Raw genomic sequence first — 18,402 nt, 5'->3', positions numbered from 1 at the left:
TTCAGAACATAATGACTTACTAGGTTTCAAATTCTTGTAATAATTTTTCAATTTCTATGCAAGAAACTTATCTAAATATTCATCATAGGAGCTGGAAAGAGCAGAAAGAAAGGTAAATATGGTATTCGATTGGTAGATTAAATAATATCATCAATGTTAATAATTTGCAACAAAAAAGCTCTGGTTATTAATTAGATATTAAGTTTAGATTGTTCGTTAATTCTCGTTAGAAGTATTTTGTAATATCCAGCATAATTAAATACCTAAACGAATTTTTATCTTAATACTTAGTGAAATTATAGTACATACTTAATGAAACCATAACAAATTCGTAATATAATTATGTATTTGAGCGGGATATATTTGCACAATTAACTGATTTAATTCACAACCTAATGAATAGTAAGTTCAGATCAATAAGTGAATATTTAATAGCATTAAACACATTAACAAATAAAGGAATCACCTTTGTTTTAGGGAGCGACCAAGAAGAATTTCTTTCTTATCATGCTCTTTATGAAAGGGCACTAAGTAGTTTAAAGTTTTTACAGGATTCGGGATTTATCCCGGGAACTGAGCTTGTATTCCAAATTGATAATCTCAAAGATTTTATCGTTACCTATTGGGCTTGTATCTTAGGTGGTTTTATTCCAGTACCTCTTTCGGTAATTCACCATGAAGAAGGTATTGAAAAATTATCCAGAATCTGGAAAACATTAAGTAATCCGCACTTGGTTAGCACCGAAAGCAATGTGGTTAAATTATCTAAAAAGTTTGCAGAATCTGAAGTCAGTTTAAAAATTGTATTATTAGAGGAGTTAAAAGAAGCGATTGGTGCTGGTGAAATATATGCTGCCAGTTCAGATGATATAGCTTTCATCCAGTTTTCCTCTGGTTCAACTGGTGATCCGAAAGGGGTTAAATTGACCCATGGTAATTTATTGGCAAATATTGAAGGCATAGTAATAGGTGCTGAAATTGTATCAGAGGATAAATTATTGAGCTGGATGCCCCTTACTCATGATATGGGTTTGATCGGGTTTCACCTGGTTCCTTTGGCTCTCGGAGCTGATTTATACCTGATGCCTACTGAGTTATTTATTAGGAATCCGACTCTTTGGATGAAGAAAGCATCAGAACATAATATTACCATTACCTCTTCTCCCAATTTCGGCTATCAGCATTTTCTCAATCAATTTAACGAAAATAATTTCCATGATGTAGATCTGTCTTCTTTGAGATTAATTTTTAATGGAGCTGAACCGATCTCAGCTAATATTTGTCGTGGTTTTTTAAATAAACTAGAGCATTATAACTTAAAAGAAAGTGTCATGTTTACGGTTTATGGGTTAGCAGAAGCTTCTCTCGCTGTAACATTTCCAAATCCTGCTGTTCGGTTTTCTTCCTTAAAATTTGACCATAGAAAATTAGGTCCCGGTGAAAAAGCACAAGAAATAACAATAGAAGACGAATATGCTGTTGAATTGGTAAACTGTGGTACACCCATAAAGCATTGTTCGGTTTTAATAACAGATGAATCTCACAGTGCGCTTGAAGATGGATATATTGGATTCATTAATATTAAAGGTGCTAATGTAACTTCTGGTTATTACAATAATCAAGAAGCTTCAAATAAAGTAATTACTGGTAACGGTTGGCTCAATACCGGCGATCTGGGGTTTATATATAACGGCTGTCTGTATATCACAGGACGAATGAAAGAGCTTATTTTTCTTGTCGGACAGAATGTTTACCCACATGATATTGAAAGAATAGCACAGGATTTGGATGAAATTGAAGCTGGTAAAGTTGTAGCTTGCGGTATTCCGGATGAGAAATCAGGTCTTGAAAAACTGGTTTTATTTGTCCTTTCCAGAAAAAAAGCAGAAGATTTTTTACCGTTAGCGGCTAAGCTTAAAAGACACATCGCCGCCAAAGCAGGAATAGAGGTTAGCTGGGTGGTACCTATCAAAAAAATACCTAAAACCACCAGCGGAAAAATCCAGCGCGTGTTACTGGCAGATGATTTCATTGCCGGAGCCTTTACATGTACATTGCCTGCAGCTCAAGGGCCTAAAACACTTTCAATCAGTTCAGTTGATTTGGAAGCATGGCTGTGTAGCTGGCTTTCCAACCGGATGAATGTTTCGCTGAATGATATAGATCTGGACACGACCTTCGCAGAACAAGGGGTAACGTCGTTAATGGCTGTTGAATTGGCCCGTGCTATTGAAGAAAAAACGGGTAAAACCGTAAGTACTACGGTAGCCTGGAGTTTTCCGAATATCAGAACCCTCACTCAATATCTTATTGATTTAGATGTGGAACTTGATCAGGAAAACAACAATCAACCGAAATCAGTAAACGAGCCTATAGCAATTATTGGTATGGCTTGCCGATTTCCCGGAGCTACCAATCTGGATGAATATTGGCACTTGCTTAAATACGGAAAAAATAGTCTTTCTGAAATAGAAAGTTCCCGCTGGAATAAGACTGTGGTAGAAGGTTTAACTTCCAGTAACAAAAATAAAACCGTTACACTTGGCAATTACCTAAAAGATATTGATCTGTTTGATGCATCTTTTTTTGGTATCTCGCCCAAAGAAGCCACAGAAATGGATCCTCAGCAGCGCCTTTTGTTAGAGCTGGCCTGGGAGGCAATGGAACATGCAGGTATTCCACAAAATGAATTATCAAATACAAATACTGCTGTATACATTGGTGCAAGTGGTAACGAATATGTAAGTCTGACGGTAAATGATCTGGCAGAATTAAATGCCTATTCGGGTACAGGTAATGCTTTAAGTATTTTGGCCAACCGCTTGTCATATTTTTTTAATCTCTGCGGTGCAAGTATGGCGGTGGATACAGCGTGCTCTTCATCCCTTGTGGCTTTGCACCAGGCTTGCCAGCAATTGCGAATGGGAGAAAGCGATACAGCTCTGGTTGGTGGTGTTAACCTTATGATAAGTCCTGCTTTGAATGTTATTTTTTCAGAGGCTAATATGCTGGCTGAGGATGGGAAATGCAAAACTTTTGACCAGCAGGCAAATGGTTATTCGAGAGGAGAGGGAGGTGCAATTGTGATCCTGAAAAGACTGTCTGATGCGATTAAAGATCAAAATACCATTCATGCAGTTATTCGCGGAAGTGCACTAAACCAGGATGGCAAAAGTAACGGTTTAACTGCTCCAAACGGCAGGGCTCAAAAAGCGGTTATCCAAAAAGCAATGACTGCGGCTAATGTGCAGCCTTTGTCAGTTTCTTATATGGAAACCCACGGAACCGGAACACCGCTGGGTGATCCGATTGAGTATCAGGTTTTAGATGAAATTTTACAAAAAAACCGTACACAGAATGAGCCTTGCTGGATAGGTTCTGTAAAAACTAATATCGGTCATCTGGAAGCTGCTGCCGGCATGGCAGGATTGATAAAAACTGTTTTATCACTTCAAAATAAAGAAATACCGAAGCATTTAAATTTCAACAAGATAAATCCTTATATCCAGAACGGGAACCAAAGTGTGCTTAGAATTCCAACAGAACATACGCCATGGATTATCAAAGAAGGGAGTAGAATTGCTGGTGTAAGTGCTTTTGGCTTTGGAGGTACGAATGCACACGTTATCCTGGAAGAAGGAGCAGTTTACCAAGAGCCGGTTCTTTCAGTGAATGATGATCAGGTTTATCCACTGGTTTTATCTGCTAAAAATAAGAAAGCTCTAGAAGAGTTAACATTAAGTTATCAGCAGTTTTTAAATAAAACGGATAAAGCTTTTAAAGATATCTGCTATACTGCTGCTTTCGGTCGTACTGCATTTACAGAAACCTTGCATATCACTGCTTCCTGTAAAGAAGAAGCTTCTGAGAAATTAGCGTTAATTGTAGAAGGTATTGAGATAGAAGAGAAAGCGTTAGGTGAAAATTGGAAGGATATATTTAACAATTCCGGATGTCATAAAGTTACGATACCAGGCTATCCATTTCAACGTCAGCGCTATTGGGTAAATGCAAACGAAACTATTTCTTGGTTAGCTGTAAGTGATGAAGAAGAAGTTGATAACCTGGATGAACATTTGTACGAAATAAACTGGATTGAAAAACCCTTCGATCATGTGCCTACGAACGATAAAAAAGGTTCATGGTTAATTTTTTCAGATACAGACGGAATTGGTGCTGAATTGGCCCAGCAACTAAAAGATCAGGGGCATTTTGCTTTCAAAATTTTTAAAGCAGACGAATCACGATTGGATATTCTTTTACAAGAAATTACAGAATCTATCACACTTCCGTGGATGGGATTTATTTACCTATGGTCTTTAGAAAACACATTGGATGGTCTGGATGATATTTCATTTAGTCCGTATTACCAATTTCTGGATACGGTTAAAAAAATAAACAATATTCATTTTGATACTGAGCCTGCACTTTGGCTCCTCACTAAAAATGCATTATTCCCGGATAATATAAATATTTCCGGATTGTTCCAGTCACCATTTTGGGGGTTTGCGAAATCGGTACCCTTAGAATATCCAAAATTCTGGTGTGGCATCATGGATATCGGAAATCAGGAGCCTGCAGTTATTATCAATCAAATTACACAGGAAGTTTTATATAACCGTACAGAAGATTTTGTTGTTCTTCGTAATGATCAACGGAATATCTTTCGTTTAGCCAAAGCTCCTGAACAAAATAAAAAGCCGTTTCAGCTAACGGAAACCGGATCTTACCTCATTACTGGCGGATTAGGATATTTGGGTTTAAAAATGGCAAAATGGTTGGCATTAAACGGTGCCGGCCAATTAATACTCAGCACCCGAAAACATCCTGATCTGGTAATAAAAAGTCAGGAACTTCTGGAACTGGAAAAAATGGGCGCTAACATTTCCATTGTACAACTCGATTTAGGAAACGCAGAACAAATACAAGACCTGGTAAATGAAGTTCAAAAAAGTGATTTTAATTTAAAAGGTGTATTTCATGCGGCAGGTATTTCAAACTACAACCTGATAAATGACTTGGATAGCAATCTACTGGATGAAACCTTAGAGCCTAAAATTAAAGGTGCCTGGTTTTTACACAAATCCACTCAGGTTGCTGATTTGGATTTCTTTGTTTGCTTTTCATCCATTACATCCATTTGGGGAGGTAAAGAGCAGTCACATTATGCCGCTGCCAATCAGTTTTTAGATAGTCTTGCCTATTACCGAAAAAACTTGGGACTCCCTTCACTAACGGTGAATCTTGGTCCGGTTTTCGGTGGAGGAATGGCCACCGAAAATGTTGATGTATTTAAAAAGATAGGTGTAGGAGAAATTCACCCGGAATCGCTTTTTGCCATTTTATCTAAACTTATCGGAGGTAGTTCTTCTCAAAAGATTATAGCCAAAGTTAATTGGGAAAAGTTTCAGCAGATTTATCAATTTCATACTACCAGACCCGTTTTTGATGAGGAAGTATCAATTGAGAAAATAGAAACAGAGTTCCAAAAATCTGATTTCTTATTGATCCTTGAAAAAACGTCAATGCCAGATCGCCCGTATGTGCTACTACACTATGTTCGTGAGGTAATAGGTAGGATATTAGGATATAAAAAAGGGGAATATCCCAATGTGGATCAAGGTCTCTTTGATATGGGAATGGATTCAATATCCGCCGTAAATATCAAAGAAAAATTAGAGAAAGACCTTCAAGTAAAGCTGAATCAAACGGTTGTATTTGATTATCCAAGCATACAAAATCTAGTTGATTTCTTTATTGTCGATAAACTGTCGGATTATTTTCCGGCAAGTATTGAACTTGAACCAGCTGATAAGTCCTTTAAATCTACTGATATACAAAGTATAGCTATAGATGACCTTTCAAATGAGGAATTAGAAAATTTATTAAACGAACAAATCAACAGATTTCTATAATGAGCTCCAATAATCAGAATTTGATGCGCCGAGCGGTGCTGGCTATTAATAATTTAGAAGTTAAACTTAAAGATAAAGAGAACGAAAGACACGAACCTATTGCCATTATTGGCATGGGATGTCGTTTCCCTCAGGGTGGAAATACGCCTGAGGATTTTTGGGAGTTAATAAAAGATGGAATTGATTGTGTAACGGAAGTACCTTCAAACCGGTGGTCTGCTAAAGATTATTTTGATTCAAATCCCGAAACTCCTGGTAAAATTTATTCTAAGTATGGAAGCTTCTTGGATGGCATTGATCAGTTTGATGCTCATTTCTTCGGAATTTCTGCCCGTGAGGCTCAGGCTATTGATCCGCAACAGCGTTTATTGCTCGAGGTTACCTGGGAAGCATTAGAAAATGCCGGAAAAACGTTAGCGCAAATCCGGGGAACTGAAACAGGAGTTTTCATCGGAATTACTACAAACGATTACGCACAAAACAGCTTAGATGATCAGCAACCGGAACTGGTGGATGCCTACTTCAATACCGGTAATGCATTAAACGTTGCGGCAGGTAGAATTTCGTATGTTTTAGGACTTGAAGGACCTAGTATGGCTATTGATACGGCTTGCTCCTCATCCTTGGTATCGATTCATCAGGCTTGTCAGAGTTTACGAAGCGGTGATAGTAGCATGGCAATTGCCGGAGGTGTAAGCCTTTTGATTTCTCCAACCTCATCCATTGGTATGTCAAGGATGAATATGCTTTCTGCCGATGGGCGTTGTAAAACTTTTGATGATAAGGCAAATGGAATTGTAAGAGGAGAAGGTTGTGCAGTTATTGTATTAAAAAAATATTCAGATGCTTTAGCAGCTAACGATACCATTTTAGGTTTGATAAAAGGTTCTGCGGTAAATCAGGATGGTGCTAGTGGTGGATTAACCGTACCCAACGGTAAAGCACAGGAAAAGCTTTTGAAAAAAGCTTTAGCTTCTGCCAGAATGGAGCCTTCGGAGATAGATTATATTGAAACTCATGGTACGGGTACTCCTCTGGGCGACCCGATTGAAGTAAATGCACTTGCCAACGTTTATGGAAAAGACCGTCCGGGAGATCGCCCGTTAATTTTAGGAGCATTAAAAACTAATATTGGGCATACGGAAGCTTGTGCCGGCGTTGCCGGTGTAATAAAAACGGTGATGGCACTTCATCATAAAGAAATTCCGGCTGGGCTTCATTTAACTACACCAAATACGAAAATTTCCTGGACTGAGCTTCCGGTTATGATTCCATCATCCTTATTGAAATGGAAAAACGGAGAAAAGAAAAGAGTTGCTGGTGTAAGTGCATTTGGTTTTAGCGGCACCAATGCACATGTAATATTGGAGGAATATGTGTCTCAGGAAAATACCAGGATCCCTGAACAACCTGTTCAGCACTTGTTAACGCTATCAGCTAAAACTGAAGAAGGTTTGGAGCAGCAGGTTTTAAAATATCATAATTACTTAAAGAAGAATAAAGATTTACATCTGGGAAATATTTGTTTTACGGCTAATGCTTCCAGAACTCATTTTGATTACTGCTTCAGTATCCCTGCAGGGTCAACAGAAGAACTAATTACAGCACTTGGTGAAAAAGATAATTTTAACATTATAAAGGCAAAGGTTGATAAAAATAAACACCATAAAATTGCTTTTTTGTTTACTGGTCAAGGGGCTCAATATCCGGACATGGGTAAAGAGCTGTATGAAACACAGCCGGTTTTTAAATCAATACTGGATCAGTGTTCATTAATGCTGGAACCCTATTTAGGCAAATCCCTTACGGATATTCTTTATTTGCCGGAAAATGCCGCATTTCTCGATCAGACTGCTTATACACAACCTGCCTTATTTGCCTTAGAATACGCGCTTGCCGAACTATGGAAATCATGGGGAGTAATTCCCTCGGTTTTAATAGGGCACAGTGTTGGAGAATATGTAGCTGCTTGTCTGGCCGGAGTCTTTACGCTGGAAGAGGGATTAAAAATAATTGCAGAAAGGGGTCGACTGATGCAGAAATTACCTGCAGGCGGTGCGATGGCGGCCATTTTTGCGTCGGAATCTGAGGTAATGAAATCTATTTCCGGGTTTGAAGATAAGGTTTCTATTGCTGCGGTAAATGGTCCTGGTTTAATCGTAATTTCCGGTGATGAACATGTAATAGATGGAATTGTGGAAAATTATCAAAAAGCAGGAATACGTACTAAAAAACTGCAGGTTTCCCATGCATTTCATTCCCCATTATTGAAGCCTATTATGGCAGAGTTTAGGCAATTTATAAAAAGAATAAACTTTCAGTCTCCTAAACTTAAAGTAATCTCTAATCTGACGGGACAAATAGCCGATGAAACAATGGCTGATCCAGAATATTGGTGCAATCATATTTTGGCTCCTGTTGCGTTTTACAAAGGCATTCAAACCTTAGAAAAAGAAAAAACCAGCATTAATATTGAAATCGGTCCAACACCTTCGCTGCTGGCAATGATTAAAGATTATACAACTGCTGCAGATACGTTGTGGTTATCGGCCTTACATCCTAAAAAAAATGACTGGCAGTGCGTCAATCAGGCTTTGGCAAGAATTTATATAAGTGGCTATCCAATTAATTGGACGGCATTCTACAAACCTTATCAGTATGCTAAGGTAACCTTACCGAATTATCCTTTTCAAAAGCAAAGCTATTGGCTTGCTAAAAAACAAATTAATCAAACTTTTCAAATGGTTTCCAATACCCCGCTAATGAATAGGCCAGAATTAAATGGTACGAGTAAAAATAGTTTGCATAAGTCAGATATTTTACCTGAATTAAAGAAAATTCTCGCTGAGATTCTTCATGAAGACCCTACCAAATTGGATGAACAAATGGACTTTGTAAAAATGGGTGCAGATTCAATTGTTTTGGTAGAGGCTTTAAAAAAGATAGAAACAACTTATCATGTAAAACTAAAAATTAGTCAGCTTTTTGGGGAGCTTTCTAACTTGGCAAACCTTGCAGAATACATAGAAGAAAATATGGACGTTGCCGAACCAATTTTAGCAAAAGATCAAACCATACATCCTGAAACAATCCACCCTTCAGTAAATACTCAAAATTTACTGCCTTCAACTTCTCAGGATAGCAGTTTGCAAAGCTTGATGATAAAACAAATGGATGTTTTACAGCAAACAATAAATGCCCAGCTGCAGGTTCTGCAGACATCGGAACGACTTCCAGTTGAGCAAATTCAATCCTTTCAGCCTGTTAACCTGGTTCAAGCGGTACAATCACCCGAAAATAAACCCGAAGAGTCAGCGGCTGATGCGACCAGTAAATTTAATGCAATTCGCTTAACAGAAGATCGGGAACTTACCCCAGATCAATCACAATTTTTAGCTGATTTAATTGTACGCTATAATCAAAAAACTTCTGAATCTAAAAAATATACCCAGCAATATCGCGGCGTACTTGCAGACTGGATCAATTCGCTTGGATTCAGGCTAGCGATCAAGGAAATGATCTATCAGATAGTATCTGTCCGGTCATCCGGTTCAAAATTTTGGGATAAAAATGGTAACGAATACATCGACCTGGCTATCGGATTTGGTGCGAATTTTTTCGGAAATAGCCCAGATTTCATCAAGGAAGCAGTATATGCACAGATTGATAAAGGTTTTGAACTGGCTATTCAATCTGATATTGTCGGGGAAGTTGCAGAACTGATCAAAGAAGTTACCGGGCATGAGCGCATTGCTTTTTCAAATACCGGAACAGAGGCAGTGATGGCTTCAATGCGTATTGCGCGTACAGTTTCCAAAAAAAATAAGATTGTCATTTTTAAAGGGTTCTACCATGGTACTTTTGATGGTTATCTGGCAGAATCAACCCAAAATGGAGCGTTAATTTTTTCAAATCCGGCGGCACCGGGAACTACTCAGGGGATGATTGATGATATCGTTCCATTGAATTACGGCAGCGATGATTCCTTAAAATATATTGAAGAACATGCAGATGAATTGGCTGCAGTGTTGGTTGAACCAGTACAAAGCCGCCGACCTGGTCATTTTCCAAAAGAATTTTTAATTAAACTCCGCGAAATTACTGCCCAGAAAAATGTTGCCCTCATTCTGGATGAAATTATTACCGGTTTCCGGATTCATCCAGGTGGTGTTCAGGCAGTTTTGGGTATCCAAGCGGATATTACTACCTATGGAAAAATCTTAGGAGGTGGTATGCCGATTGGTGTTATTGCGGCTAAAGCAAAATATCTGGATGCGGTTGATGGTGGCTGGTGGCAGTATGGTGATGAATCTTATCCGGCAACACAAATGACTCTTTTTGGAGGTACATTCTGTAAACATCCGTTAGCATTAGCGGCTGCCAAAGCGGTTTTATTGCGAATGAAAGAGGCTGGCCCGGCTTTACAGGAAGCGGTTAATCAAAAAACAGATCGTTTAGCAACTGAGATCAATGCCTTTTTTCAAGAACTGAATATCACTGTAAAGGTGGTCAATTTCGGCTCCTTGTTCCGATTTGAACCATTTGGAAAATATAACCCTTTATTGCAACCCATCGAGATGGATATTTTCTATTTTGCATTAATAGAAAAGGGAGTTTTTACCTGGGAACGAAGAATTAATTTTTTATCTGCAGCCCATACAGATGAAGATGTGGATTTCATCATAGCTAAAATTAAAGAGGTTATCTATGAAATGATTGATGGTGGTTTCTTTCCGGAATCTGATGGACACCGGAGACCAGTAAAACCAAGAAAAAAAATCATTTCAGAAGCACAGCGACAGTTATGGGTGCTGGCACAAATGGACCCGGCCGGCTCGGTAGCTTATAATGTACCCGTTGCACTTCATCTTTATGGTTCGGTAAATGCAGAACTTCTTCGGAAATCACTGCAAATAATTGTAGACAGACATGAAGCATTAAGAACCACTTTTAGTGAACGGGGAGATGCTCAATTGGTTCATGAATCCTTGAAAGTGGATTTTTTAGAGCAGGACTTTTCTTCCATACATATTGACGAAAAAGAAGCCAGGGTTAACGAATGGCGGAGGAAAATGAGCCAGACTCCATTTGATTTAATAAACGGCCCTTTATTACAGGCTGGTTTATTGAAAACCGATGAGAATCAGTATATTTTATCGGTAACGGTTCATCATAGTGTATATGATGGCTGGTCAGTAGGGGTACTTTCATCAGAATTAGGGGAGATTTATACCAAACTTTCAAATGGAGCTCCACTACATTTAAATAAACCTACTCAATTTGAGGAGTATCTTTTAAAAAGGGAACAGTTTAAAAAATCGTCTTCGTTAGCAGAACAAACTGCTTATTGGCTGGACCAATATTGTAAACCCTTAACTGCTCTTCAGCTTCCTATTGATAAAAAAAGGCCAGTAATAAAAACCTATAACGGAAACACTATTTCCGTTCGTTTGAATCCAGAGATCACCAGAAAAGTTGCTACTGTTGGTAAGGAAAATGGTTTTACACCATTCATGATCTTATTTGGAGCTTACAGCTTATTGTTGTCAAAACTTAGCCAGCAACAGGATATTGTGGTAGGAATACCAGTGGCAATCAGGGATATCGAAACAGAAGCGGCTATTATTGGTTATTGCACCGATGTGCTTCCGATAAGAACAAAGATTCAACCCGATGATTCCCTTTTGGATTTTTTAAAATCTATCCGCAAACAACTTTTAAATGGTTTCGAAAATCAGGATTTTGCGCTGACAGAATTGGTTACCAGACTAAAAGTAGAACAGGATATAAGCCGTTCACCGATAGTAAGTACCTTATTTAATTTAAATCCAGGTAACGTGGTTTTGCCTGTTTTCACAGGATTAGAAACGAATCTGCTTCCTAAAAAAATTGAATATACCGCCTTTGAGCTGATGTTTGATATCACAGAAGACCAAGGTGATTACATTCTGGAGTGTGATTACAATACCGATTTGTTTAATGAAACTACTATCATCAGTTTCATTAGGTATTACGAAAATATATTAGCGTCAATCAGTGCTGATACCAGTACTAAAATATCTCATATAAACATCTTATCGCTGCAAGATAAACAACAGTTGCTTGTTGATTTTAATAATACTTTAAAAGATTATCCTAAATATAGATTAATACAAGATTTAATACAGGATCAGGTTTCACTCTCTGCAGAAAAAATTGCACTGATAATTAATACGCAAGAATGGTCTTACGCTGCGATAAACAGTAGTGCCAATAAATTGGCGCATTATTTACGCCAGACACATGCAATTGCTCCTGGGAATTTGGTCGGTGTTTTTATGAACCGTTCAGAGCAAATGTTGATTGTCTTGCTGGGTATTATTAAATCTGGAGCAGCATATGTACCGCTTGATCCGGCATACCCAAAAGAACGCATCAATTATATTATACAAGATAGTGGGATGAAGATGATTGTGATGGATCAATCCTTATCTGATGCTGCCGTTGATATTACAAGTCAAGTTTTAATATGGAACGAAAAAACACTTGACGAAATAAATACCTATTCGAATTCCAACCCTGAAATAATTAATACTGCTGAAGATCTTTGTTATGTTATTTATACCTCCGGCTCTACCGGAGAACCAAAAGGGGTTGCTATCCGGCATAGAAATGCAGTAGCCTTTTTGTACTGGGCAATGGATGAGTTTGTACAAAGCAGTTTTGAGGTGGTTTACGCAGCTTCTTCTATTTGTTTTGACCTTTCGGTATTTGAATTAATTTTTCCGTTAACCATCGGAAAAACCATCCGAATGCTTCAGTCGGGGCTAGAAATTAAAGATTTTGTTGGCCAGGATGAGCGCGTACTCTTGAATATTGTCCCTTCAGTATGCGAATCACTTATCAAAGAAAAAATAAATTTAGATCAGGTTACCGTATTGAACCTTGCCGGCGAAGTATTTTCTGCTAATCTATTGCAAGGATTAGATGCTAAAAAAATAGAAATCAGAAATTTATATGGTCCATCAGAAGATACCACTTACAGTTCCTTTTATAGGCTTAAGGGTACAGAAGAAATTGTACCTATCGGGAAACCCATAGCGAATACAAAAGCTTACATTTTAGATCCGGATTTAAATCTGGTACCCATAAATGTTCAGGGACAAATTTATTTATCTGGCGAAGGATTAGCCAAAGGTTATTTGAATAAGGACCAACTAACCTCCTTATGTTTTATTGATAATCCTTTTGAACCCGGGCAGAAGCTGTATCGCACCGGTGATTTAGGGCGATGGATGGCTGATGGTAATATTGCGTTCGATGGCAGAAATGATTATCAGGTAAAAATAAGAGGATACCGGATTGAACTGGGCGAAATTGAAGCGGCAATAGAAAAGCATGAAGCAGTTAAAAAAGCGGTAGTTATTGTAAAAATGGTATCAGGTGCTGAATTTCTAACAGCTTTTTATACGTTAAAAGTTCCGGCTGAAATACATGAGATAAAAACCTTCCTTGAATCTTTGCTTCCGGGATATATGGTGCCGACTTACTTCAATTATTTGGAGCAAATGCCTTTAAACCCTAACGGAAAAATTGACAGGCATGCTCTAAAAGTAATTGAAACTACGGATTCCCAAAATATTGCCTTTGTGGTACCTGCAAATGAAGTAGAGGAAAAATTATTAAATATTTGGCAACAGGTTTTAGGTGTTTCCAAAATTAGTATGCTGGATGATTTCTTCAACATAGGCGGACATTCGCTAAAAGCCAGTGAATTGATTTTTCAGATTTATCAGGTGCTGGGAATACGGCTGGATTATAAGACGGTGTATACCAATAACACTATTCAAAGCCTCGCCCAAGTAATCCAGTCACACAATGTGTTAAATGTTCAGGAAATTCCTTTAGTGAATTTACAAGATCATTATCCGGTATCGCAAGGGCAAAAGCGCTTATGGATGGTTGATCAGATGGAAAATAATCAGGTCGCTTATAATATGCCAGGTGTTTTTATGTGGAATATTGAGTTGGATAAATCAGCTCTTCAGTATGCGTTCGAGGAACTTGTTAAACGCCATGAAAGCTTGAGAACCCAGTTTATTTTGGTTAATGGCGAACCTCGTCAGCAAATAGTAGAAGTAGCATCCTTTCCTGTTAGTTTGGAAGATATCGATTTTTCTGCGATGCGAAATCCACAACAAAATATGATGATTCTGGTTGAAAAGGATATTAATACAGCCTTTAATCTTGCCAGGGGACCGTTGATGAGAATAAAATTAATCAAATTGGGTGCCGATAAATTTGCTATTTATCTGAACATGCATCATATTATTTCTGATGGCTGGTCAGTTAAAGTCCTGATGAATGATGTAATGCAATTATATCGTTCTAAGACTACAGGAGTTCCGCACAATTTACCGGTATTAAAACTTCAGTATAAAGATTTTGCAACCTGGCAGAACCATTTTCTGGCTACGGAAACAGAAAAACATAAAGAATATTGGCTTAATCAGTTTTCCGATGAATTGCCGATACTGGATTTTCCAACGGATTTTGCCCGTCCCGCTATAAAAACCTATAATGGAAATACAGTTTATCTGCAGCTGAACAAATCATTAACTGATTCATTTGAAACTTACTGCAAAGCAAACAAAACCACTTTATTCACTGCCTTATTAGCATGTGTTAATGGACTTTTATATATATACACTGGTCAGGAAGACCTCATTGTTGGTATACCTGTCTCCGGACGGGAGCATCCTGATTTAATGCATCAGGTGGGATTTTTTGTAAATACACTGCCCATCAGAACCCGTTTTAGCGGTAAGGAAAGGTTTAATATTTTACTGCAAAAAGTGAAGCAATTGATGCTTGACGCGCAGGAATATCAGGCTTACCCAATGGAAGATTTGGTTGAAAATTTATCTCTTACACCAGATAGAAGCCGTTCAACATTATTTGACGTACTGGTTTCTTTATTGGAAGAGGAGAATGAATCATTCAATTTACCATCCCGCATTAGTAAGTACGATTTTTCATTTGAATTTAGAAAAAAATCAGAAGGACTTTCATTGAGTATAGAGTATAATACAGATTTATACCGTCTTGAAAAAATGGAGCGCATGCTGATCCATTTTAGTAATTTGATCTCAGCGATAGTAAACGAAACCGATCTGGCCATTAATCAGCTGGATATATTAAGTACAGAAGAAAAAAATAACCTGCTGAATACGTTGACAGATACGGATACAGATTATCCTAAAAACACCACGATAGTTGCTCTTTTTGAAGAACAGGTTCAGAAAACACCTCAAGCCATCGCGCTTGATTTTGAAGGTGAAACGCTCACTTACCATGAATTAAATTTAAAAGCCAACCAGTTAGCAAATTATATCAGCAACCATTATACTGTTCTGCCTGATACAAAATTTGGAGTGTTGTTAGCCCGCAGTTCAAACATGATTGTGGCATTGTTGGCCATCTTAAAATCTGGTGGAACATATGTACCCTTAGATCCGGCTGATCCTGTTAGTCGATTACAATACATTCTGGAAGATACTGAAATGCTTGTGATCATTACAGAAAGCGAAGAATTGTCTAAACAATTGAATGTTGAAACCATCCAATTACTGAATTTACAGGAAAAGACTGCAGAAATAGCAGAATGCAATACAGAAAATAATCTGAACCAAAACGGTCCGGAAGATCTTGCTTATATCATGTATACTTCTGGCTCAACAGGGCAGCCAAAAGGGGTGATGATAAAACACCGAAACGTGGTTCGTCTGGTAAAAAACACTAATTATTATGATTTTAAAGAAGGCGACAGGCTTTTGCAGACCGGGGCTTTAACCTTTGATGCAACTACCTTTGAAATTTGGGGAATGTTGTTGAATGGTGGCCGCATCTATTTGATACCACATTTGAGCCTCATTGATACTCCTTTGCTGAAAAAGAGCTTGCACGAAAACCAAATCAATATAGTTTGGTTCACATCCTCCTGGTTTAATCAATTGGCTGATATTGATTTATCAGTTTTTGGTAAGCTTAAATATTTACTGGTAGGTGGAGATAAATTGTCACCAAAACACATTAATAAGGTAAAAACGGCTTTCCCTGATTTAAAAATTATCAATGGGTACGGTCCAACTGAAAACACTACATTTTCCATATGTCATCATATTGATCGGTTCTATGAATGTGATATCCCGCTAGGTAAACCTGTTGCCAATAGCACGGTTTATATATTAAATGAAACCAGCAATTTATGTCCAGTTGGTATTAAAGGTGAGATTTGCGTTGGAGGAGATGGATTAGCCCGTGGCTATCTAAATAACTCTGATTTAACGGCCGAAAAATTTATCGATCATCCGTTTGTGCCAGGCGAAAAGCTATATAAAACAGGAGATGTAGGACGTTGGTTGGAAGATGGTACCGTTGCTTTTATGGGACGAAAAGATTCTCAGGTAAAGATCCGGGGGTATCGTATTGAAGTGGGTGAAATAGAAAATACGCTGCTGAGCCATCCTCTTATCGAAAAAGCAGTAGTTACCGTAGACCATTGTGAAGGGTTACAAGATCAGATTCTGGCCTATTTTACGTCTTCCAATTCACTGGATGGTACAGCGTTGAAAACGTTTTTATCTCAAGGGCTACCTTTATACATGGTTCCGGCTCATTTTATCCAGTTAGATACAATACCTCTTACTGCGAACGGTAAGACCGATCTAAGGGCATTGCCTAAACCGGTATTATTGAAGAATATCAATCAGGATCAGCTATCTGTTTTTGAAACTAAAACAGAAAAAAAGCTAGCTGGACTTTGGGAAGAGATTCTGAGTGTCAACGTAAATAGTCCCCATGATGATTTTTTCGAATTGGGTGGTCACAGCTTAAAAGTAATGCGCTTGTTAGAGGGTATTCACAGAGAATTCCAGGCTCAAATTGAATTAAGAATCATTTATCAGTATCCGGTATTGCACAAATTGGCATTGCAGATTGAAATTGCTGAAAGTAGTAGTGTCACGAACCAGATTAATCTTATTCCTTACCAGGATTCGTATGATTTATCTTACAGTCAGAAAAGCCTTTGGACTGCTTTACAATTTGAACAGGAACAGTCGGCGTACAATATTGCCGGAGCATACCTCATCACCGGAAACCTTCATGAAAATGCTTTTTGTGATGCATTCAAAGAAGTGGTAAAAAGGCATGAAAGCCTGCGAACTAATTTTGTATTAATAGATGGTGAGCCCCGGCAGTTAATTCACAATCCGGAAGAATATCCGTTGCAGGTTCAAATTTTGGATGTAAGACTGGAGGAAAATCCAGTAGGAGCTGCCTTGAAAATTATAGAAGAGGACGCCAAAACGGCTTTCGACCTGGAAAAAGATCAGCTTATTCGTTCCCGCTTATTACGGGTTAATGATTCGGAATATATCATTTTCATGAATATGCATCATATTATTTCTGATGGATGGTCAATGGATGTGATACTTTCGGAACTGCTTGCTGCTTACGATGCTTTTAGCAACAATACACCGCTCGCTTTACAACCTCTTGCTATCCAGTACAAAGATTATGCTGCCTGGCAGCATACTAATTTACAGGGAGAAAATCTGCAGAAATTGGTTAATTACTGGAAAAATAGATTAGGAGATAAGCAGCCTGTATTAAATTTACCGTTTGATTTTGAAAGACCATTGATTCCATCTGCAAAGGGAGAAACGTTTGAATTTCTCATTGACGAACAGCTTACTTCTCAATTAACACAGCTGGGTAAAGCTAATAATACCACCTTATTTGTTGTTTTGCTCACATCATACAATATCCTGCTACATCTGCTTACGAGAGAGTCTAAATTTATTTTAGGTACTTCTGTAGCCGGAAGAACAAATTATGAACTTCAGGGATTGGTTGGTTATTTCGTTAATGTAATACCTGTGCAGACAGAAATAGATAATACATTAACCTTTAACCAACAGCTTCAGCAGCTTGATGCCGGTTTCAAGGATGATATGTTTCATGCATTACTTCCAATTGATGTGCTGTTAAGAGAATTAAAACCTCAAAGACACTCCGGAATAACTCCTCTGTTTCAAGGGCGTTTCGTATTCAATGATTTTGCAAGTAGCATTACAGAACTCAATGCCAAATTAAACAGTGGTAATTCTCCTTTAACCATTTCAAATATAAATCTGCCTAGTCTTGGAGCTAAATACGAAACAGATTTCCGGCTAACCCGTGATGGAACAACACTTATAGGAAGCTTAGAATACAGGCTGGATCTATTTAAGCGGTCTACCATCGAAAAAATGGTTAGCAGTTATCTGGACTTGCTGAAAAATATTATTGAAAATCCTGATAAAACCATTAGCCATTTGGAAATAATAATGAATCAGAAAACGGTTGATCAGCAAAAAGAGAAACAAGCAAAATCTCTTCATAAACTAAAAAATATCCAATCAATAAGCCTAAAGTAAAAAACCATAAGCCCTTTCTTCCGGCC

General features: G+C 38.0%; 2 protein-coding genes. Both read left to right on the top strand.

Features of this window, described 5'->3' with window-relative positions:
* The first annotated feature begins 395 nt into the window (after positions 1-395).
* Positions 396-5,915 carry an SDR family NAD(P)-dependent oxidoreductase gene (locus tag FN817_RS17145; RefSeq protein WP_142719008.1) on the top strand — a complete coding sequence of 1,840 codons (5,520 nt, stop codon included), beginning with the start codon at positions 396-398 and terminating at the stop codon, positions 5,913-5,915.
* Positions 5,915-18,376 (top strand): non-ribosomal peptide synthetase/type I polyketide synthase, encoded by a 12,462-nt coding sequence (locus FN817_RS17140; RefSeq protein WP_142719007.1) that lies wholly within the window; start codon positions 5,915-5,917, stop codon positions 18,374-18,376. Before FN817_RS17145 ends, FN817_RS17140 begins: the two co-directional genes overlap by 1 nt.
* The last annotated feature ends 26 nt before the right edge of the window (positions 18,377-18,402 follow it).

This window comes from Chryseobacterium rhizoplanae (genome assembly GCF_900182655.1).
Classification (GTDB): domain Bacteria; phylum Bacteroidota; class Bacteroidia; order Flavobacteriales; family Weeksellaceae; genus Chryseobacterium; species Chryseobacterium rhizoplanae.
This window is presented reverse-complemented; position numbering and strand designations above follow the sequence as displayed.